Here is a 19,031-nt window from a genome sequence, read left to right on the forward strand (position 1 = left end):
CCCGGACTCCGGCTCCGTGTCGTCGCACTCAGCCCAGCGTCAGCGACGCCTGGACGGGCAGATGGTCGCTGGGGAACTGGCCGTTCGCCGCGAAGGTGTTGACGGCCGCCCGGTGCGCGGTGACGCCCGGGGTGGCCAGGATCCAGTCGATGCGGTCGCCGTCCGGGGTCAGGGGGCGGTAGCCGTGGAAGGTCGCGTAGAGGTCGCTCCGCTCGGCCGCCGTGTCCCAGGTGTCGACGAGGCCGGCGCCCAGCATCGTGTCGTAGACCGGGTTGCGGTGGGCCGCCACGTTGAAGTCGCCGGTGACGACGAGGGGGAGCGACGGGTCGAAGCCGGCGATCCGGCGGGCGATCAGCGCCGCGGCCCGCTCGCGGGCGTACTGGCTCGCGTTGTCGAGGTGGGTGTTGAGGAGGTGGAACTGTCTGCCACCGTCCCGCAGATCCCGGAACCTGACCCAGGTGACCATCCGGACGGAGCCGCCGCCCCAGGTGTTGGAGCCGGGCACGTCGGGGGTGTCGGAGAGCCAGAAGTGCTGGTACTCGACGGGCGCGAGCCGACGGGTGTCGTAGAGGACCGCCATGAACTCGTCGCGGTTGCCGCCCGCCCGGCCGGTGCCGATCCAGCGGTAGTCCGGTCCGAGGTCGGTCTCGATGTCGAGCAGTTGCCGGTGCAGGCCCTCCTGGGTGCCGATGACATGGGGTGCCTCCTGCCGCAGCAGTGCCCGCATCACGGGCCGGCGTTCGGCCCAGCTGTTGGGCCGCGTGGTGTTCGCGTAGCGCAGGTTGAACGACATGGTGTCGAGACGGGGGCTGACGGTGGCCTCCTCTTCCGCCGCCGCGGCGGCGGGCCGTGCGGACAGTCCGGCGTGGGACAGGGGCAGCAGCACCGCCGCGGCGAGTGCCGTCTGGAGGGTGAGGCGGCGCGTGACCCGACGGTGGTTCGGCACTGAGGCTCCCTCTGCGGCGGCCAACGGGGCAAGTCGTGCGCACAACAGGGTGGAACTGCCTGCCATGGTAGGCATGAACATGTCGATGCATCGAGGTGTACGCGCCCCGAAGGATCAAAGCACCCGACGGGCGCGCAGGACGTGAACGCGGCAGACGCGTGGAGGAAGCACATGGCGAGGGCGCGCGCCCGACCCAGGCGCGCGCCCTCTTCTCGTCCTGCCCGGGTTTCAGGTCACCGTGCAGGACTGGTCACCGAGTCTGAACGCGGTCGGTCTGCCGTTCGTCCGCGACCAGGTTCCGGTGAAGCCGAAGCTCACCGACGAACCGGCCGCCACAGTGCCGTTCCAGGCGATGTTCCTGGCCGTGACCGCCGACCCCGACTGGGTGTGGGCGGCGTTCCAGATCTGGGAGACGCTCTGGCCGTCGGGGAAGGCCCAGCCGAGGGACCAGCCGCTCCACGCGCTCGTGCCGGTGTTGGCGAGCCGCACGTCCGCCTGGAAGCCGCCCGGCCACTCGCCCGTGACCTTGTACGTCACCGCGCAGGCTCCCGTCGGCCCGGGTCCGGGGTCCGGATCCGTGCCGCCGCCCGTGTCGGAGGAGTCGCCGTAGACGATCCCGCGCCCGTTCGTGGAGACGTAGACCCGCCCGTACACCCGCGGGTCGCCCGTGATCGCCGCTCCCGTCCAGCCCCACTGGTGGGCGTCGTCGTTGATCCGGGTCCAGGTCGCGCCCTTGTCCGTCGAGCGGAAGATGCCGCGCACCCCGCCGATCTTCGCGCTGGTGTAGAGCGTCTGGTACGAGGCCCCCGAGGCCGCCTTGCCGAAACCGATCGTGTCGGCCTGCTCGACACCGGAGAGCTTGGTGAAGGTGGCTCCCGCGTCCGTGGAGTGCCACAGACCGTACGCGCCGTCCGACGCCCCGCCCGCCAGCCACACGTCACCCTTCACCCCGGGCAGCGCCTTGAAGCGCACGCTGTCGCCGCTCGGCAGGCCGGTCGCGTTCGACGCGGTGAAGGTGGCCCCGCCGTCCGAACTGACGTAGAACTTACCGGACTTGAAGCCGTAGAAGGTCTTCGGGTCCACCCGGTCGGACTCCACGATCGCGTCGGCCGGGATGCCGCTCGACGCCGACCACGAGGTACCGAAGCCGGTCGTGTACCGCACGCCCGTGCCCGCCGGGCTCCACACGAACCGGCTGCCGTCCGAGGCCGCCGCGACCGTACCGCCGCCGCTCACGCCCGAGGGGTCGGTCCCGGCGAACCAGTTGGCCCCGTTGTCCGTGGAGAAGGCGATGTGCGGGCTGGAGTCCAGGTTGCCGACCCTCACGACCGTGTTCGGGCTGGACTCGGCGAAGTCCAGACTGGTCGTCGTGGTGAAGTTCGGCTGGGTGAACATCATCGACGGGACCTTCGTCAGGTCCGTGTGCCGGAAGCCGCCGACGTCACCGAGCGCGCTGAGCAGCGGGGCTCCGGACGGCGGCGAGGCCAGGTCGTTGACCGCCGTCTCCTCCAGGCCACGCACCATCGGTTTGACGGCGAACTGGCCGCCGCTGTCCCAGTTCCCCAGGTTCTCCGTGCCGTAGATCGTGGCGCCCGTCCCGTACATCATCCGGTTCGAGTCGAACGGGTCGATCTCCAACGCCTCGGTCATCCAGCCGAGTTTGGGTGTCTGTTCCGGCGGCGAGGGGCTGGCGCCCCAGGTCAGCCAGGGGGAGGACGAGACATCCATGGTGAAGCGGTTCGAGCGGTTCGGATAGGAGGTGTAGTCCCACGCGCGCGTCCAGGTCGCGCCGCTGTCCGTCGAGCGGAAGATCTGGGTGTCCGGCCACCAGGAGCTGTAGGCCGTCGCCATGACCGTGCCCGGATCCTGCCGGTCCACGCTCAGCCCGCTGAAGCCGTAGTGGGTGTCGGCCTCGGCCACCGGGCTGATGTTCGTCCAGGTGCCCGTCGCGGTCGTGTACCGCCACAGCTGGCCCTTGCCGCCGTCGTAGGGCCCGCCCTTGTCGCTGTACGACAGGTACAGATGGCCCTTCGTCGCGTCCAGAACGCCCTTGTGGGCCAGGTATCCGGTCGGCTGACCGGCCACACGCGACCAGGTCGCGCCCGCGTCGGTGGACCGGTACACCGCGTTGTCCTTGTCGGCGACCCCGACGTACACGGTCTTCGTCGCGTTGCCGGACGTCCCCGTGGTCTCGTCGAAGGTGACCCAGACGATGCCCTGGTTGTCGCTGTTGTACCCGCTCGTGTCGGAGGGATCGGCCACGTAGTTGCCGACGTTGGGGAAGTTCGTCACCTGGGACCAGGTGACCCCCGAGTCCGTCGAGCGCCACAGACCCTTGCCGCTGGGCGCCCCCAGGTACAGCACGCTGTTCTTGTTCGGGTCGACGGCCAGCCGCTCACCCATGCCCCGGCCCGGCATGTTCCCGCCCAGCTTGAACGGCAGGCCGGCCTTCTGCCAGCTCGCGCCCCGGTCCGACGACCGCAGGATCGCCCCGTTCCCCGGGTCCCAGTTGTTGGTGTACGTACCGGCCGCCACGTACACCTTGTTGGGGTCGACGGAGTCGGAGGCGAGGCTCACGACCCCCGTGTGACCCCAGTCGTCCCAGCCGACGGAGTCCAGCAGCGGGGTCCAGGTCTTCGACGACTCCACCCAGCGGTAGGCCCCGCCGATGTCGGTGCGGGCGTACGCGAGGTTCTTCTCCTTGCGGTTGAAGACGATGCCCGGGACGAAGCCGCCGCCGTCGATCCGGGCGTTCTTCCAGGTGTAGGTGTCGGCGGCGACGGACACCGACCGGTCGCCGCTGCCGGCCTTCTCGGCGGCCAGCACGGGTGGGGAGCCCGCGAGCAGGCCGGCCGCGAGGGCCAGGACGGTGGTGAGGATGCGGGTTCTTCGCAACGTGGGGGTCCTCTCCTGACGAGTGGGGGGAAGTTCTCAGAAAAGGGCGCACAGACCCCGCGCCCGTGAGGGGCGCGGGGCTGTGCGCGGTGCTCGGTGTGCGGTGCCTACTCCAGGAGTTCCGCGTACGCACCCATGGCCAGGGCGATGTCGGCCTGGGCCCAGAACCGGTGGTACGTGAAGGAGGGCGTGGCGCCACCGGCCAGGTACGCCTCGATCTTCGACCAGGCCGGGTCGTCCTCGTAGAACGACCGGATCGACTCGAACGTCGACGACGAGTTGATCGCGTCCCCGTTCGGCATCGTGCCCGTCCACCCGCTCGGGATGGACACCTGGTCGTCGAACCGGTTGTAGTCCGTACGGGTCTCCGGGACGGCGACCCCGAGCGCGTCCTGGTGGTGCTGCCACAAACCGTCGAGCAGCGCCTTGGCGACCCGGGCCGCGTCGGCGTCACCGGAGCGGTCGGCGTAGTACGTCAGGGTCTTGGCGTAGGAGCCCGCCACCCCCACGTCCTCGGTGTAGTCGGCGACGGTGACGTGCAGCCCGCTGTTGGAGCCGGGGCTGGACGGGTTCCAGGTGTTCGGGGCGCCCGACCACTGGAGGGTGGAAGGGATCCGATACGTCCCGTCGGGGTTGATCGTGGTCTTGGACAGCGCCCAGTCGACCCACTTGTCGAGCACCGTCTTCGCGGCGGCGTTGCCGGTCTGCTGGTAATACTCGGCGACCCGCTCCATGGACCACGTCTGGAAACCGAACCACTGGTTGGACGGCGGGTCGTGGTACACGGGCTTCTCGTCGTAGTACATGCCGTAGAAGGTCGGCGTCCCGGCCGGGGGCGTGGCGTACCGCCCCGCCCAGCTGTTGGTGGCGCCGCCCGCGATGGCGCCCTCGTTCGACTGGAGCCAGCGGTAGAACTCGATCTGCCGGTCGAGGGACTTGGCCCAGTCCGCCTGCCCGGTCGCCGACTTCGGCTTCAGCGGTGCGTAGTTGGCGAGGGCGTACGCGGCCAGCGGGTTCTGGTAGCCGCCGTGCGCGTGGCTGGAGCCGATGCGCCAGGACCAGCCGGCGCTGGTGTCGGTGGCACCGCCCCACGCGTAGTACCAGGAGAGCAGGTAGAAGGAGGCGTCCTTGCCGGTGCCCGCGGGGCAACTGGTCGGCCCCACACAGTTCCCGACCTTCTTGAAGTACTTGTCGTACATCGCGTAGCGCAGGTAGTCGCCCATCTTCGCGGCCTTGCCGACGGTCGCGGAGACGTCACCGCCCTTGCCCTGCTGCTTGGCCCAGACGTCCGCCCAGTACGCGGCCTGCACGGCGCGCGCGTCGGCGTCCGGGGCGTTGGTGAACTTCCACTGCTTGGCGTAGGAGGCGTCACGGGTGAACAGGTCCAGGTACCCGTTCCTGCCGCCGTACTTGAACTGGTCGCAGGTGGGCTGCGGGACGGTCTCCCACACCGACTCCTGCGGACCGCGCTGGAAGGTGTTGATGTACGACGGGCCGGTGTCCGACGGACCTGCCTCGCACTTGCCCGGAGAGTTGCCGAAGCCGTAGACGTTGTCCACGTCCTGCAGCCAGTGCATGCCGTAGATGTCGTCCGTGTTGTAGGCGCTCTTCAACTCGGCGGCGATGGGGTCCGAACCGACCGAGACACTGGTGTTGAGCTGCGCCGGGTACTCGCCCGGGGTGTCGTGTTCAGGGGCGTACGTCGCCGGCTTGGAGGCGTTGTAGAAGGAGTTGGTGGGCTGGTCCGGCTTGGTGGGGATCATGTACTTCTCCATGATCTCCCAGGCGCCGTTGAACTTGGACCAGTCGCCCGTCACCTTGCCGTACATGGCCTGCAGCCACAGGAGGTAGCTGTACGCCTCCGAGGTGGTCTCATGGCCGTGGTCCGGCGCCTCGACGATCAGCGTCTCGACCGAGTGGTACGGGATGCCCTCGGGGGAGAAGTAGCCGCTCGCCGGGTTGGTGATCTTGCCGTAGAGCTCCAGGAAGCGGGCGTCGTACACCTTCGACGCGGCCAGCTGGGTCACCGTCACCGCGGCCTTGGCGTGGCCGGTGGCCGCCGACTCGAAGACCGCGGAGCCCGTGCCCGAGGAGTTGGCCGTGACGGTCACCTTCTGGGCCGTGTTCCAGTTCTGCGGCGTGAAGGTCAGCGACGCGCCACCGGTGACCGACAGGCCCGAGTTGCCGGAGGCCCGCGAGGTCGTCACCGTCACGTTCCCCGACGGCTGCGTGGAGAGTTTCACGTCGTACGTGCCCGTCTTGCCCTGCTGTACGCCCAGTTGTGTCGGGGAGGCGACCACGGCCGGCCCCGAGGCGACCGTGATGCCGACCGGCGTGGAGTCCGCCGACGCGCCCAGGCTGTCGTACGCCTTGGCGACCAGCGAATGGCTGCCCACGGACAGACCGGTGGCCGAGAAGGTGTACGGCGAGGTCGTGTCCGTGCCCAGCAGCGTGGTGTCGTCGTAGAACTCCACCTTGGTGATGGTCGCGTTGTCCGCGGCCGCCGCGGTGGCCGCCATCGGCACCGGGTCACCCTGCGAGTACGTGGCGCCCGCCGTCGGGCTGGTCAGCACGGTGATCGGCGGCTGATGGGCGCCGACACACGCGGTGCCGTTGATCGCGAAGCCGGTCGGCGCCGCGTTCGCGCCGCTGTACGTGAACTGGGCACCGGTGGTCACGGCGGCCCCGACGGCGATCGTGCCGTTCCAGGACGCGTTCTTCGCCGTCACCGACTTGCCGGACTGCGACCAGGTGCCGCTCCAGCCGTTGCTGAGCGTCTGGTTGCCGGCGTAGGCGTAGGTCAGGGTCCAGCCGTTGATGGCTTCGGTACCCCGGTTGGTGATCGTCAGCTCGGCGGTGAAACCCGAGCCCCAGTCGTTGGTCTTGTAGTCGACGTTGCAGGCGACCGCGGCCGCGCTGGCGGAGGTCGAGCCGGTGCCGAGCATCGTCAGGGGGAGGGCGAAGGCCGCGACCACGGCCGTCCACAGACGCCGCGAGGCACGGCGTCTCCGTCTGGGGTGCATGCTCTGGTTCCTTCCGTGCGGCTCTGGCGAAGGTGGGGGCGGAGCGGCAACAACAAGCCTTGAACCAGTGGGAGCGCTCCCATATTGAGGAGGAGGGCGCAAGGGGTCAAGGCGTTTGAAGAGTCGAAAAGATTCGATCAGGGGAGAAAAGATTCATCCGCCGCAATAACGCAAGACCTCTGTCTTTTACCGTGACTTGGCGCTACCTTCACCAGCACCAGTGGGAGCGGTTCCACCAGTCGACGCGTTCGTCCCAGACGCGTCCGAGCTGCGAGGGACGCTCGAAGAACACCCCCAGTGTTCAGGTCTTTTACTCGCCTCGGCGACAGCGCGACGACTCCTCCTCGTACACCCCACTACGGAAGAGGAAACCCGCACTCATGAGCCGTACCAGAACAGCACTTCTGGCTGCGTTGGCGCTGGTCGCCGGCGCGGCCGGGACCTCCGTGGCCGCCGTGCCGGACGACACCGGCGTGCAGGCGGTCCCCTGCACGGTCGACTACAAGGTCCAGAACCAGTGGTCGACCGGCTTCACCGCCGCCGTCACCATCACCAACAACGGTGCTGCCAAGTCCTCGTGGGCCGCGAAGTGGTCGTACGCCGGGAACCAGCAGGTCACCAACGGCTGGAACTCCCGGATCACCCAGAGCGGTTCGTCGGTGACCGCCGCCAACGAGACGTACAACGGCGCGCTGGCCACCGGTGGTTCGGTCAGCTTCGGGTTCCAGGCCTCCTACAGCGGAACCAACGCCCTGCCGACGACCTTCACGCTCGACGGCGTGACCTGCAACGTGGACGACGGCGGCGGCGGCGACCCGGGCGAGCCGGGCCCCGGCACGCCGGGCAGCAGGGTGGACAACCCGTACGCGGGGGCCAAGGTGTACGTGAACCCGGAATGGTCCGCGAACGCCGCCGCCGAACCGGGCGGCAGCCGGATCTCCAACCAGCCGACGGGTGTGTGGCTGGACCGCACGGCCGCCATCGCGGGTGCGGGCGGCAAGATGGGCCTGCGCGCCCACCTCGACGAGGCGCTGCGGCAGAAGGGCTCGGGCGAACTCGTCGTCCAGCTGGTGATCTACAACCTGCCCGGCCGTGACTGCTCGGCCCTCGCCTCCAACGGCGAGCTGGGCCCGACGGAGATCGACAAGTACAAGACGCAGTACATCGACCCGATCAAGGCGATCCTCGCCGACTCCAAGTACGCCGGCCTGCGGATCGTCACCACGGTCGAGATCGACTCGCTGCCCAACCTCGTCACCAACGTCGGCAGCCGCCCGACGGCCGTGCCCCAGTGCGACGTGATGAAGGCCAACGGCAACTACGTCAAGGGTGTCGGCTACGCGCTCAACAAGCTGGGCGACGTCCCCAACGTCTACAACTACGTCGACGCCGGTCACCACGGCTGGCTCGGCTGGGACGACAACTTCGCCCCCTCCGCCGCCATCATGAAGGAGGCCGCGACCGCCGAGGGCGCCACGGTCAACGACGTCCACGGCTTCATCACCAACACGGCCAACTACAGCGCCCTGAAGGAGAACAACTTCACCATCAACGACACCGCGGGCGGCAAGTCGGTCCGTGAGTCGAAGTGGGTGGACTGGAACCGCTACGTCGACGAGCTGTCCTTCGCCCAGGCATTCCGGGCCCAGGCGGTCTCGGCGGGCTTCAACTCGAACGTCGGCATGCTGATCGACACCTCCCGCAACGGCTGGGGCGGCGCCGCCCGGCCCACCGGACCGGGGGCGACGACCACCGTCGACACCTACGTGGACGGCGGGCGCTACGACCGCCGCTTCAACACCGGCAACTGGTGCAACCAGGCCGGAGCCGGTCTCGGTGAACGTCCGAAGGCCGCCCCGGCGACCGGGATCGACGCCTACGTGTGGATGAAGCCGCCGGGTGAGTCCGACGGGGCCAGCTCCCTCATCCCGAACGACGAGGGCAAGGGCTTCGACCGCATGTGCGACCCGACGTACACGGGCAACCCGCGCAACAACAACAACATGTCCGGCGCCCTGGGGAACGCACCCATCTCCGGGAAATGGTTCTCCGCCCAGTTCCAGCAGCTGATGCAGAACGCGTACCCCGCGCTCTGAGTCCGCTCCGCTGAGCCGGTCCGCCAGGGGCAGTCGCACTTCCCCCACCCCCTGGCGGACCGGTGGCATGCCCGTGCGAGTCACGTCACGATGAGGGAGGAGGCGGGAGCGATGAGTTCCGGGCGGCGCGGCGGTCTCCATCGCCGTAAGCCCGTGACAGTGACGCGAAAAGAGAACCCCATGCGCATCGTGATCTGCGAGTTCATGAGCCTGGACGGTGTCGTGCAGGCGCCCGGCGGTCCCGAGGAGGACACCGAGGGCGGGTTCGCCCACGGTGGCTGGACGCACCCGTTCTTCGACCCGGAGGTCGTGGGCGGTGCCTGGGACGCCGCGCTGGGCCGGGCGGACGCGTTGCTCTACGGCCGCCGCACCTGGCAGGCGATGGCCGGGGCGTGGCCGGACCGGGCGGGCGACCCCTTCGCCGACCGGATGAACTCCCTGCGCAAGTACGTCGTGTCCACGACGCTCGCCGACTCCGAGCTGACCTGGGAGAACACCACGCGGATTCCGGGCGGGGAGGCCGTCGCGCACATCCGCAAACTCCGTGAGACCGACGGCGGCGACCTGCTCGTCATGGGCAGCCCGACCCTCGCCCGCACCCTCCTCGCGGAGGGTCTCGCCGACGAACTGGTCCTGATCGTCATGCCGGTCGTCCTCGGCGGCGGAAAGACGATCTTCCCCGGTGACGGAGCCATGCGCACCCTGGAACTCGTCTCCACGACCACCAGTGGCACGGGGGCGAACGTATGCGTCTACCGGGTGGCGGACCAGGACTGAGCCGTTGCCGCGTCGGCTCGATGCAGGCGCCGTATCGGCACGGCGGTTTTGCCGATACGGCAAGGAGAGTGGCCGTTCTCCGGTGCGTCGGAGCAAGCTGACGGCACCCGGAAGAGAGGCGCACCATCATGGGACAGCACCACCACGGCCGTCACGACCATGACCACGGCCCCGCCGACCACGACCACGGTGACGTCGACTGGGGCGAGCTGGCCGGGCATCTGGAGGAAGAGGCCGAACTGTTCGCTCCGCTGAACCGGCAGGCCGCCGCCTGGGTCGCCACGCGGCAGCCCGAACCGGGACTGATCGTCGACGTCGGCAGCGGACCGGGGGTCGTGAGCTGTCTGCTGGCCGATGTGTTCCCCGGCGCCCGGGTCGTCGCCCTGGACGGTTCCGGGGCACTGCTGAAGCTGGCCCAGGCCCGTGCCGAACGGCTGGGACTCGGCGACCGGTTCAGCACTCTGGAAACCGAACTCCCGGACGGTCTGGGTGAGTTGGAGTACCCCGCCGACCTGATGTGGGCCGGCCGCAGCCTGCACCACCTCGGTGACCAGCGCGCCGCCCTCGTCGCCTTCGCCGAACGGCTGGCCCCCGGCGGCACGTTGGCGCTCGTCGAGGGCGGGCTGCCCAGCCGCTTCCTGCCGCGTGACATCGGCATCGGCCGCCCCGGACTGCAGTCCCGGCTCGACGCGGCGCAGGACCGGTGGTTCGGCGAGATGCGGGCCGCGCTGCCCGGCGGTGTTCCGGAGACCGAGGACTGGCCGGGGCTGCTCACCGCCGCGGGCCTGCGTGACGCGACGTCCCGCACGTTCCTGCTGGATCTTCCGGCGCCCCTCCCGCAGGCCGCCCGCGCCCATGCCGTGGCCTCCTTCCAGCGCGGCCGGGGGATCCTCGCGGACTTCCTCGACGCCACCGACCTCGCGACCGTCGACCGGCTCCTCGATCCCGACGACAGGGCGAGCCTGCACCACCGCACGGACCTGTTCGTCCTCGCGGCCCGGACGGTGCACGTGGCCCGGCGCTGACGCCGTCCCCGGCGCGCGCCGGCAGCGGTCGTCCTTGACTTCGAGAGCGCTTCAAGTGGTGGACTCCGTCTGCCGGCCCCACTCCGGTCGGCCGGCACGACACCAAGGGGGAAGACCATGTCCGAAGCACCGGTCGCGCTCATCACCGGCGGCGGCAGCGGTATCGGCGCCGCGGTCGCCCGGCGGCTGCTCGACCTCGGCCACCGGGTGGCCGTCACCGGGCGCCGGGCCGAGCGGCTGCGGGCGTTCGCCGCCGAACTCGGCGATCCCGAAGGGCTGTTGACCATTCCGGGCAACGCGGCCGAGTACGCGGACGTCCAGGCCGCGGTGGACGCCACGCTGAAGGAGTTCGGGCGGATCGACACCGTCCTCGCCAACGCGGGCTTCGGCACCCACGACACCGTCGCCGAGGGGGACCCCGCGGGGTGGACGGAGATGGTGCTGACCAACGTGCTGGGTCCTGCCCTGCTCGTCCGGGCCTCCGTCGACGCCCTCAAGGAGACACGGGGGCGGATCATGCTGGTCGGCAGCGTCGCCGGGTTCATCCACGGCCCCGGCAACATCTACGGGGCGACCAAGTGGGCGGTGACCGGGCTCGCCGAGAACACCAGGCGGCAGGTCACCGAGTGGGGTGTGGGCGTGACCCTGATCGCGCCCGGCCGTGTGGAGACCCCGTTCTGGGACGCCTACGGCAGTCTCCCGCCGGGCCGTCTCCTCACCGCCGACCAGATCGCCGACTCCGTGGTCTGGGCGATCCGGCAGCCGGCCGGCGTCGACGTCAACACGGTGGTCGTACGCCCGATCGGCCAGCCGGTCTGAGGGCCGCGCCCGCACGCGGGACCGCCCGCCGGACGTCGTCCGACGGGCGGTCAGCCGTCTTTCGTGCTCCCGGTGGGTGGACGCCGGGAGCGGCCCGGTCTCAGGCCTGGTCGAACGTCGCCGGGTCCGGGCCGATGCGCCGGTCCTCGTTCAGCGCGCTGATCGCGGCGATGTCCTCCGTGTCCAGGGAGAAGTCGAAGACCTCGATGTTCTCCTTGATGCGGGACGGGGTCACCGACTTGGGGATGACCACGTTGCCCAGCTGGAGGTGCCAGCGCAGGACCACCTGGGCGGGGGTGCGGCCGTGCTTCTGCGCGATCGCGACGACCGCCGGGACCTCCAGGAGCCCCTTGCCCTGACCGAGCGGCGACCAGGCCTCGGTGGCGATTCCCTGCTCGGCGTGGTACTCGCGGGCCGCGCGCTGCTGGAGGTGCGGGTGCAGCTCGATCTGGTTGACCGCCGGAATGACGCTCGTGGCCTCGATCAGCGTCTCCAGGTGTTCCGGAAGGAAGTTGGAGACACCGATGGCCTTCGCGCGGCCGTCCGCGTAGAGCTTCTCGAACGCCTTGAAGGTGTCGACGAACGTGCCCCGGGCCGGCATCGGCCAGTGGATCAGATACAGATCCACGTACTCCAGGCCGAGCTTGGCCAGGGACGTGTCGAAGGCGCGGAGGGTGGAGTCGTAGCCCTGGTCGCTGTTCCAGAGCTTGGTGGTGACGAAGAGATCCTCGCGGGGCACGCCGGCCGTGGCGATGGCCTTGCCGGTGCCCTCTTCGTTGCCGTAGATGGCGGCGGTGTCGATGCTGCGGTAGCCGGCCTCCAGCGCGGTGGTGACCGCCTGCTCGGCCTCGTCGTCCGGCACCTGCCACACGCCGAAGCCCAGCTGGGGCATCTCGACGCCGTTGTTCAGGATGATCGGGGGGACCTTGCTGCTCACGAGCTCTCGATCCTTAAGTCGTCGGGTGGTGCTTCCCATCGTCAACGATCACGGAGCGCGATGCATTCCTGAGCGGACCGCTCGCGCTCCGAATCGCAGATTGGCCGGAAACGGATCCGGTGGTCCAAGCGTATCGGTCTGGACCATTGACCGAACACGGTCATGCGTGGACGCTGTCTCTGCCGCAACGCACGTCGCTGAATGATGGTCGCATACGTGAATGGATGGCTCATGACCCCCACGCGAAGGAACGTCCTCGGCGCCGCGCTCGGCGGTGCCGCCGCGGGCGCCGTCGGGCTGCCCGCCCCCGCCGCGCACGCCGCCTCCTGGCAGTTGAGGTGGTCCCCCTCGGCGAGCGGCGACGGGCTGCGCGCCTTCGAGACCCTGGAGGACGACCGCGCAGGCTCGCACCCCTCCGCCTCGCCGCACATCCGCGCCGTCGGCGACACCTGGCGCTTCGACATGCACACCGTCGACCGGGACTCCGCCACCGACCGTCAGCGTCACGAGGTCACCGGCCTGCGCACGGGCAGCGGCTTCCTGCGCTGGACCGAGGGCCAGACCTGGCGCGTCACCTACGGGATGTACATCCCGGCTTCGCTGCGGGCGACCACCAGCTTCACGCACATCATGCAGATGAAGCAGCCCGGCGCCGGCACCTCACCCCTGGTGGTGCAGTCCCTGCGCCGGGTCGACGGGGCGCAGACCATCGAGCTGAAGCTGCCGATCGGCGACATCCTCGTCGGCCGCACCGCCCTGACACCCCTGCACGACTCCTGGGTCGACGTCGACTTCCAGGTCAAGGTCGGCAACGGCACGGCCGGTTCGGTGCGCTGGATCCTCCGGAAGGGCCCGGCCACCCTGATCGACGTCTCCCGCTCGGGCGTCGACACCTTCCTCGGCGACCGCCTGCGCCCCAAGTGGGGCATCTACCGTTCCCTCGGCGACACCTCGGACTCCCTGCGCAACTGTCACCTGCTGCTGCGGAACATGAAGGGCTATCAACTGGTCTGACCGGCCCAGGAACGGACAGCGACGCGGGGCGCCGGAACGACGACGGGGCGGCCGGGGCGGTCTCAGGCCCGGTACAGCGCTTCCACCTCTTTCGCGTACGCCTTCTCGATGGCCCTGCGCTTCAGCTTCAGCGACGGCGTCAGCAGTCCGTGCTCCTCGGTGAACTGGTGCGCGAGGATGCGGAAGGTGCGGATCGACTCGGCCTGCGAGACCAGGGTGTTGGCGGCGACCACCGCCCGCCGCACCTCGGTCTCCAGCTCCGGGTCGCGCACCAGTTCGGCCGCCGCCGGCGTCGGCTTGCCGCGCATCTGCAGCCAGTGCGCGACCGCCTCCCCGTCCAGGGTGACCAGGGCCGCGATGTACGGACGGTCGTTGCCGACGACGATGCACTGCGCGACCAGCGGGTGGTCGCGCACCCGTTCCTCCAGGATCGCCGGCGAGACGCTCTTGCCGCCCGAGGTCACCAGGATCTCCTTCTTGCGCCCGGTGATGGTGAGATAGCCGTCCTCGTCGAGTGAGCCCAGGTCGCCGGTGGCGAGCCAGCCGTCGTGCAGGGTCTCGTCGGTGGCCTTCGGGTTGTTCAGGTAGCCCTGGAAGACGTTGGGGCCGCGCAGCCAGATCTCGTTGTCGTCCGCGATGTGCACGCTCATGCCCGGGATGGGCTGGCCGACCGTGCCGTACCGGGTGCGCTCCGGGGGGTTGGCGGTCGCGGCCGCCGTGCACTCCGTCAGGCCGTACCCCTCGAAGATGTGGACGCCGGCCCCCGCGAAGAACAGTCCGAGCCGTCGGTCCATCGCCGAGCCGCCGGACATCGCGTACTTGATCCGGCCGCCCATCGCCTCCCGGATCTTGGCGTAGACGACCTTGTCGAAGAACTGGTGCTGCATTCGCAGGCCCGCCGACGGACCAGGGCCGATCCCCCAGGCCCTCGCCTCCGTCGCGTCCGCGTACTTCACGGCGACCTCGACCGCCTTCTCGAACGGCCCGGCCTTCCCCTCGCGCTCGGCCTTGCGCCGGCTCGCGTTGAAGACCTTCTCGAAGATGTACGGCACCGCGAGGAAGAAGGTCGGCTGGAAGGCGGCGAGGTCGGGCAGCAGGACGGCGGCGTTGAGCTGCGGCTGATGGCCGAACTTGACCTTCCCGCGGATGCCCGCGACCTGCACCATCCGCCCGAAGACATGGGCGAGCGGCAGGAACAGCAGCGTCGCCGCCGCGTCGCCCCTGCGGGACTTGAACAGCGGTGCCCAGCGCTCGATGACCGTGTCCGCCTCCACCATGAAGTTGGCGTGCGAGATGACACAGCCCTTGGGGCGGCCCGTCGTGCCGGAGGTGTAGATGATCGTCGCGATCGACTCCGGGGTGACCGCGAGACGGTGCCGGTGCACCACCTCGTCGTCGAGGTGCGCGCCCGACTCGTACAGCTCCTGCACCGCGCCCTCGTCCAGCTGCCAGAGCCGGCGCAGCTGGGGCAGCCGGTCGATGACCGTGGCGATGGTCATCGCGTGGTCCTCGTGTTCGACCATGGCCGCCGTGCACTGGGAGTCGTACAGCATCCAGAAGACCTGCTCGGCGGAGGAGGTCGGGTAGACCGGGACGACCTGGGCGCCGACGGTCCACAGCGCGTAGTCGAACAGGGTCCACTCGTAGCGCGTGCGGCACATGATGGCGACCCGGTCGCCGAACCGGATGCCCTGCGCCAGCAGCCCCTTCGCCAGCGCGAGAACCTCGTCACGGAACTCGGCGGAGGTCATGTCGCGCCACTCGCCCTGCTCGTCCTTGCGGCCGAGCGCGATGTGGTCCGGGTCCTCCTGGGCGTGCTCGAAGACGACGTCGGCCAGGCCGCCCACCGGCGGCGCCGACGCCAACGGGGGGTTGGTGAACTCGCGCAAACCCGCTCCTCGTGGCGCTCCGAACAGCGCGTGAAAGCTACCTCACCGCGAGAGGAGGCGGGAGGGTTGTGGAGGGGGCGCATAGGGACGCAAGGCACGGGTCGTCGCTGGTAAACGACCGCAGAAGAGGATGACTCCGGCATATTGCCCGACCGTGCGGTGACTTCACCGAGGTCAATCTCCACCGAACCCGCACGCGCCGGTGGCGCTACGTGTCCTGTCGAACACGTTCCGGCCACGGCGAACACGAACACCACTCACCTCTACCGGCCGGTGTCACGCGGAGGCCCGCCGCGAGGACGGCTGCCCTCGGTGGGGTGCCGCCGACCCCGGGCCGGGGGCTTCCGTCACAGTGTTCGTGGCCCGCCGTGCAGGCGGTCTCCGCCCGTGAGGATCGCTGCTGCCAGGGCGTCCGCCGCGCTCGTCGCCGCGCCGGGGCGACGGCCGTGGACGAGGACGAAGTCGACCTCGCCGAGCTCCGGCAGCCCGGCCCGCTCGGGGACCCGGGCCAGGCCCGGAGGCACCAGGCGACGGGAGTGCGCCATCACGCCGAGGCCCGCGCGGGCGGCGGCGATGAGCCCGTTGAGGCTTCCGCTGGTGCAGGCGATGCGCCAGGAACGGCCCTCGCGCTCCAGCGCCTCCAGGGCCAGGGCGCGCGTGATGCCCGGCGGAGGGTAGACGATCAGCGGGACCGGGCGGTCGGGGTCCACGCGGAGCCGCTCCGCTCCGATCCAGACGAGCCGGTCCGTCCACACCGGTTCACCGCGCGGATCCTGCGGGCGCCGCTTCGCCAGCACCAGATCGAGCCGGCCGGCCGCGAGCCGCTCGTGCAGCGTGCCCGACAGTTCCACCGTCAGCTCCAGATCCACCTCGGGATGGTCGTGCCGGAACGCCTCAAGGATCTCCGGCAGTCGGGTGAGCACGAAGTCCTCGGACGCTCCGAACCGCAGCCGCCCGCGCAGCCGGGTCCCGGTGAAGAACGCCGTCGCCTGCTCGTGCACCTCCAGCAGCCGCCGGGCGAACCCGAGCATCGCCTCGCCGTCCTCCGTCAGCTCCACGGAGTGGGTGTCCCGCGAGAACAGCTGCCGCCCGGCCGCGTCCTCCAGACGGCGCACGTGCTGGCTGACCGTCGACTGGCGCAGCCCCAGCCGACGGGCGGCCTGCGTGAAGCTCAGCGTCTGCGCCACGGCGAGGAAGGTGCGCAGATGGGAGGGGTCGTACACGATCGCCAGCCTACCCGGTCATCGGCAAACGTGATGACAGTCAGAGCGGTATGACGGATTCCCGATCAAGGGGCCCGGGAGGACGATGGAGAGGGGCCTTCCGGTCCCGGACCCACCCTCGTCGAACGCACGTGGAGCACCGTGAACCGCCTGAAGTGGCCGAGCCGGCTGCCGATCGATCCCTATGTCCTGCTGTTGCTCACCACCGTGGGGCTCGCGGCGCTCCTCCCCGCGCGCGGGACGGCCGCCGAGGTGGCGTCGGGCGCGTCCACGGCCGCGATCGCCTTCCTGTTCTTCCTCTACGGCGCACGGCTCTCCACCCGCGAGGCACTCGACGGCCTCAAGCACTGGCGGCTGCACATCACCGTCCTGGCCTGCACGTTCGTCGTCTTCCCGCTGCTGGGCCTGGCGGCCCGCGGCCTGGAGCCGGTGTTCCTGGACCACTCCCTCTACACCGGGCTGCTCTTCCTCACCCTCGTCCCGTCGACCGTCCAGTCGTCGATCGCCTTCACCTCGATGGCCCGGGGCAACGTGCCCGCCGCGATCTGCGCGGGCTCCTTCTCCTCCCTCGCCGGCATCGTCCTCACCCCGCTGCTGGCGGCGGCCCTACTCGGCGGCAGCGCCGGCGGGTTCTCCGCCGACTCGGTGCTGAAGATCGTGCTCCAGCTGCTGGTGCCGTTCGTCGCCGGACAGCTCGCCCGCCGCTGGATCGGCGGCTTCGTCACCCGGCACAAGCGGATCCTCGGCCTCGTCGACCGCGGCTCGATCCTCCTCGTCGTCTACGTCGCCTTCAGCGAGGGCATGGTGCGCGGGATCTGGAGCCAGGTCAGCCCGCTGCGGCTGGCCGGACTCCTCGGCGTCGAGGCGGTCATGCTCGCGGTGATGCTGCTGCTCACCTGGTACGGCGGCAAGGCCCTGCGCTTCGACCGGGAGGACCGGATCGCCCTCCAGTTCGCCGGCTCCAAGAAGTCCCTGGCCTCCGGCCTGCCGATGGCGAGCGTCCTGTTCGGCCCCGAGGCGTCCCTCGCCGTGCTGCCCCTGATGCTGTTCCACCAGATGCAGCTGATGGTCTGCGCGGTCATCGCCAAACGCCGCGCCCAGGACCCGGTCGAGGAACCGGACGTCACGGAGCGGCGAGACGGAGCGATAGGAACCGCGGTCGGTACAGGGACACGTTCCGCGTGATGTTCAGCTGCGCCGCCGCCGCGTCGGCGTCCAGCCAGTTGACGTCGTAGCTGAGCACCAGCCGCCCGTCGTCGACCGCCCGGTGCGCCTGCGGGTTGTACGCCGCGACCCCGCCGCCCGGCAACGGCGCACGGAACCCCTCGGTGGGCCCGTGCCAGGGCCCGGTGGGGGAGCAGGCCCAGTAGGCGGTCACGGTCGTCAGCCCCTCGGTCCCGGCGGCCATGGTGAGCAGCACATAGGTACGCCCGTCCCGGACGACGGTGAAGGCGCTGCCCACCCCCTTGTCCGCCCCGTTCCCGAGCACGGCCGCCGGCCGCCCCCGCACCTGCCAGCGCGCGCCGCCCCAGTACTCCCACGCTCCCGGCTCCCCGAGCCGGCCGCGCGGCACCCGGGCGACGTACGCGTGCGAGGTCGGCCGGGAGGCGGCCTGCGCGTCGGTGCCGCCGAAGACGTACGTCCACTCACCCGCGTCGACGGCGGTCGTCCCGAACAGCACCCGCCGGGCCGGATCGGCGACCGACGCCTGGTCCAGCACCGTCGTGATCCCCTCCAGCCGCAGACCGGGCAGGGACAGCGTGGCGACCTCGGTGGAGGTGGGCACCCCGTAGATCCACGGCGATCTGCCTGTCGTACGCGTCCACAGCAGCACCCGGACGACCTTCTCGTCCGAGCCGGGGGAACGGGGCTCCACCCGGGCGGCCACCGGCCAGCGCCAGCGGCCCGGGGCGGGGTCCGGGAAGACGGGGGCCGGGAGAGTGGCTTCGAGACGGCCCGAGGGGGACATCAGCACGGCCGAGTTGCGCACCAGCGGCGTCGCCGTGTCCCGCCACGCCACGGACTCGCCCGCCGGGTTGGGCGGGGGGTGCACCTGGCCCAGATAGGTGTCCGAGAACAGCCACAGCAGCCGTCCGTCGGGGAGCCGCACCGAGTGGGTCCCGTCGCCGCCGGTCCAGTCGTCGGTACGGGTCGCGTCGTCGCCGTAGCGGGTGAACTCGCCGGTCAGGGCAGGGTCCGGGTCCCAGTCGCGGACCGTACGCGCCGTGCAGGTGCCGCCGCCCTCCCGGTCGTCGTCCGGGAGGGCGGTGAGCAGCACGGCCGCGAGGGCCAGGACCAGGGCCAGGATCAGGACCGGTCCGGCCCCCGTACGCCGTCGTGCTCCTGCGTCATCGGGCACGGGAGGGACGTTAGTTGCCCGCGTCCAC

Annotated in this window: 13 protein-coding genes; 6 read left to right on the forward strand and 7 right to left on the reverse strand. The window is 70.3% G+C overall.

Features of this window, described 5'->3' with window-relative positions; translation table 11 throughout:
* Nucleotides 1-28: 28 nt before the first annotated feature.
* The 3 genes from ACZ6BB_RS03165 to ACZ6BB_RS03175 all read right to left on the reverse strand — a co-directional run bounded on the left by ACZ6BB_RS03165 (nucleotide 29) and on the right by ACZ6BB_RS03175 (nucleotide 6,864).
* A complete protein-coding gene (locus ACZ6BB_RS03165) occupies nucleotides 29-946 on the reverse strand; it encodes an endonuclease/exonuclease/phosphatase family protein (RefSeq protein ID WP_471613588.1) in 918 nt (305 codons plus the stop codon).
* Between the two features lie 228 nt (nucleotides 947-1,174).
* Nucleotides 1,175-3,841, reverse strand: a complete 2,667-nt coding sequence (locus ACZ6BB_RS03170; protein WP_471613589.1) for a cellulose binding domain-containing protein — start codon at nucleotides 3,839-3,841, stop codon at nucleotides 1,175-1,177.
* A gap of 107 nt (nucleotides 3,842-3,948) precedes the next feature.
* A complete protein-coding gene (locus ACZ6BB_RS03175) occupies nucleotides 3,949-6,864 on the reverse strand; it encodes a glycoside hydrolase family 48 protein (protein WP_471613590.1) in 2,916 nt (971 codons plus the stop codon).
* A gap of 380 nt (nucleotides 6,865-7,244) precedes the next feature.
* Between ACZ6BB_RS03175 and ACZ6BB_RS03180 the strand changes: the two genes are divergently transcribed.
* The 4 genes from ACZ6BB_RS03180 (at nucleotide 7,245) to ACZ6BB_RS03195 (ending at nucleotide 11,581) form a co-directional block, all read left to right on the forward strand.
* A complete protein-coding gene (locus ACZ6BB_RS03180) occupies nucleotides 7,245-8,960 on the forward strand; it encodes a glycoside hydrolase family 6 protein (RefSeq protein ID WP_471613591.1) in 1,716 nt (571 codons plus the stop codon).
* 180 nt (nucleotides 8,961-9,140) lie between these two features.
* Nucleotides 9,141-9,737, forward strand: coding sequence for a dihydrofolate reductase family protein (locus ACZ6BB_RS03185; RefSeq protein WP_471613592.1), 597 nt, complete (start codon nucleotides 9,141-9,143; stop codon nucleotides 9,735-9,737).
* 128 nt (nucleotides 9,738-9,865) lie between these two features.
* On the forward strand, nucleotides 9,866-10,762 hold the full coding sequence (locus ACZ6BB_RS03190) for a class I SAM-dependent methyltransferase (protein WP_471613593.1): 897 nt from the start codon (nucleotides 9,866-9,868) through the stop codon (nucleotides 10,760-10,762).
* 117 nt (nucleotides 10,763-10,879) lie between these two features.
* Nucleotides 10,880-11,581 (forward strand): SDR family oxidoreductase, encoded by a 702-nt coding sequence (locus ACZ6BB_RS03195; protein WP_471613594.1) that lies wholly within the window; start codon nucleotides 10,880-10,882, stop codon nucleotides 11,579-11,581.
* A 100-nt stretch (nucleotides 11,582-11,681) separates the two neighbouring features.
* Here ACZ6BB_RS03195 and ACZ6BB_RS03200 read toward each other — a convergent pair whose 3' ends face one another.
* Nucleotides 11,682-12,518, reverse strand: coding sequence for an aldo/keto reductase (locus tag ACZ6BB_RS03200; RefSeq protein ID WP_471613595.1), 837 nt, complete (start codon nucleotides 12,516-12,518; stop codon nucleotides 11,682-11,684).
* A 231-nt stretch (nucleotides 12,519-12,749) separates the two neighbouring features.
* Between ACZ6BB_RS03200 and ACZ6BB_RS03205 the strand changes: the two genes are divergently transcribed.
* A complete protein-coding gene (locus ACZ6BB_RS03205; RefSeq protein ID WP_471613596.1) occupies nucleotides 12,750-13,532 on the forward strand; it encodes a Tat pathway signal sequence domain protein in 783 nt (260 codons plus the stop codon).
* Nucleotides 13,533-13,594: 62 nt separating this feature from the next.
* On the opposite strand, the gene ACZ6BB_RS03210 is transcribed toward ACZ6BB_RS03205, so the two are convergent.
* Nucleotides 13,595-15,421, reverse strand: a complete 1,827-nt coding sequence (locus tag ACZ6BB_RS03210; protein ID WP_471613597.1) for an AMP-dependent synthetase/ligase — start codon at nucleotides 15,419-15,421, stop codon at nucleotides 13,595-13,597.
* Between the two features lie 347 nt (nucleotides 15,422-15,768).
* Complete coding sequence (locus tag ACZ6BB_RS03215) at nucleotides 15,769-16,644, reverse strand: LysR substrate-binding domain-containing protein (RefSeq protein WP_471613598.1); 876 nt, start codon at nucleotides 16,642-16,644, stop codon at nucleotides 15,769-15,771.
* A 141-nt stretch (nucleotides 16,645-16,785) separates the two neighbouring features.
* Between ACZ6BB_RS03215 and ACZ6BB_RS03220 the strand changes: the two genes are divergently transcribed.
* Complete coding sequence (locus ACZ6BB_RS03220; protein ID WP_471613599.1) at nucleotides 16,786-17,829, forward strand: bile acid:sodium symporter family protein; 1,044 nt, start codon at nucleotides 16,786-16,788, stop codon at nucleotides 17,827-17,829.
* Here ACZ6BB_RS03220 and ACZ6BB_RS03225 read toward each other — a convergent pair.
* Nucleotides 17,768-19,003, reverse strand: coding sequence for a hypothetical protein (locus ACZ6BB_RS03225; RefSeq protein WP_471613600.1), 1,236 nt, complete (start codon nucleotides 19,001-19,003; stop codon nucleotides 17,768-17,770). The two genes, ACZ6BB_RS03220 and ACZ6BB_RS03225, sit on opposite strands and share 62 nt — an antisense overlap.
* Between the last annotated feature and the right edge of the window lie 28 nt (nucleotides 19,004-19,031).

The organism is Streptomyces sp. NPDC041108 (assembly GCF_055592645.1).

What these genes read in the sequence shown, in the direction of transcription:
- ACZ6BB_RS03175 (WP_471613590.1), bottom strand. Translation starts at nt 6,864, where the DNA reads ATGCACCCCAGACGGAGACGCCGTGCCTCGCGGCGTCTGTGGACGGCC.
- ACZ6BB_RS03180 (WP_471613591.1), top strand. Translation starts at nt 7,245, where the DNA reads ATGAGCCGTACCAGAACAGCACTTCTGGCTGCGTTGGCGCTGGTCGCC.
- ACZ6BB_RS03185 (WP_471613592.1), top strand. Translation starts at nt 9,141, where the DNA reads ATGCGCATCGTGATCTGCGAGTTCATGAGCCTGGACGGTGTCGTGCAG.
- ACZ6BB_RS03190 (WP_471613593.1), top strand. Translation starts at nt 9,866, where the DNA reads ATGGGACAGCACCACCACGGCCGTCACGACCATGACCACGGCCCCGCC.
- ACZ6BB_RS03195 (WP_471613594.1), top strand. Translation starts at nt 10,880, where the DNA reads ATGTCCGAAGCACCGGTCGCGCTCATCACCGGCGGCGGCAGCGGTATC.
- ACZ6BB_RS03205 (WP_471613596.1), top strand. Translation starts at nt 12,750, where the DNA reads ATGACCCCCACGCGAAGGAACGTCCTCGGCGCCGCGCTCGGCGGTGCC.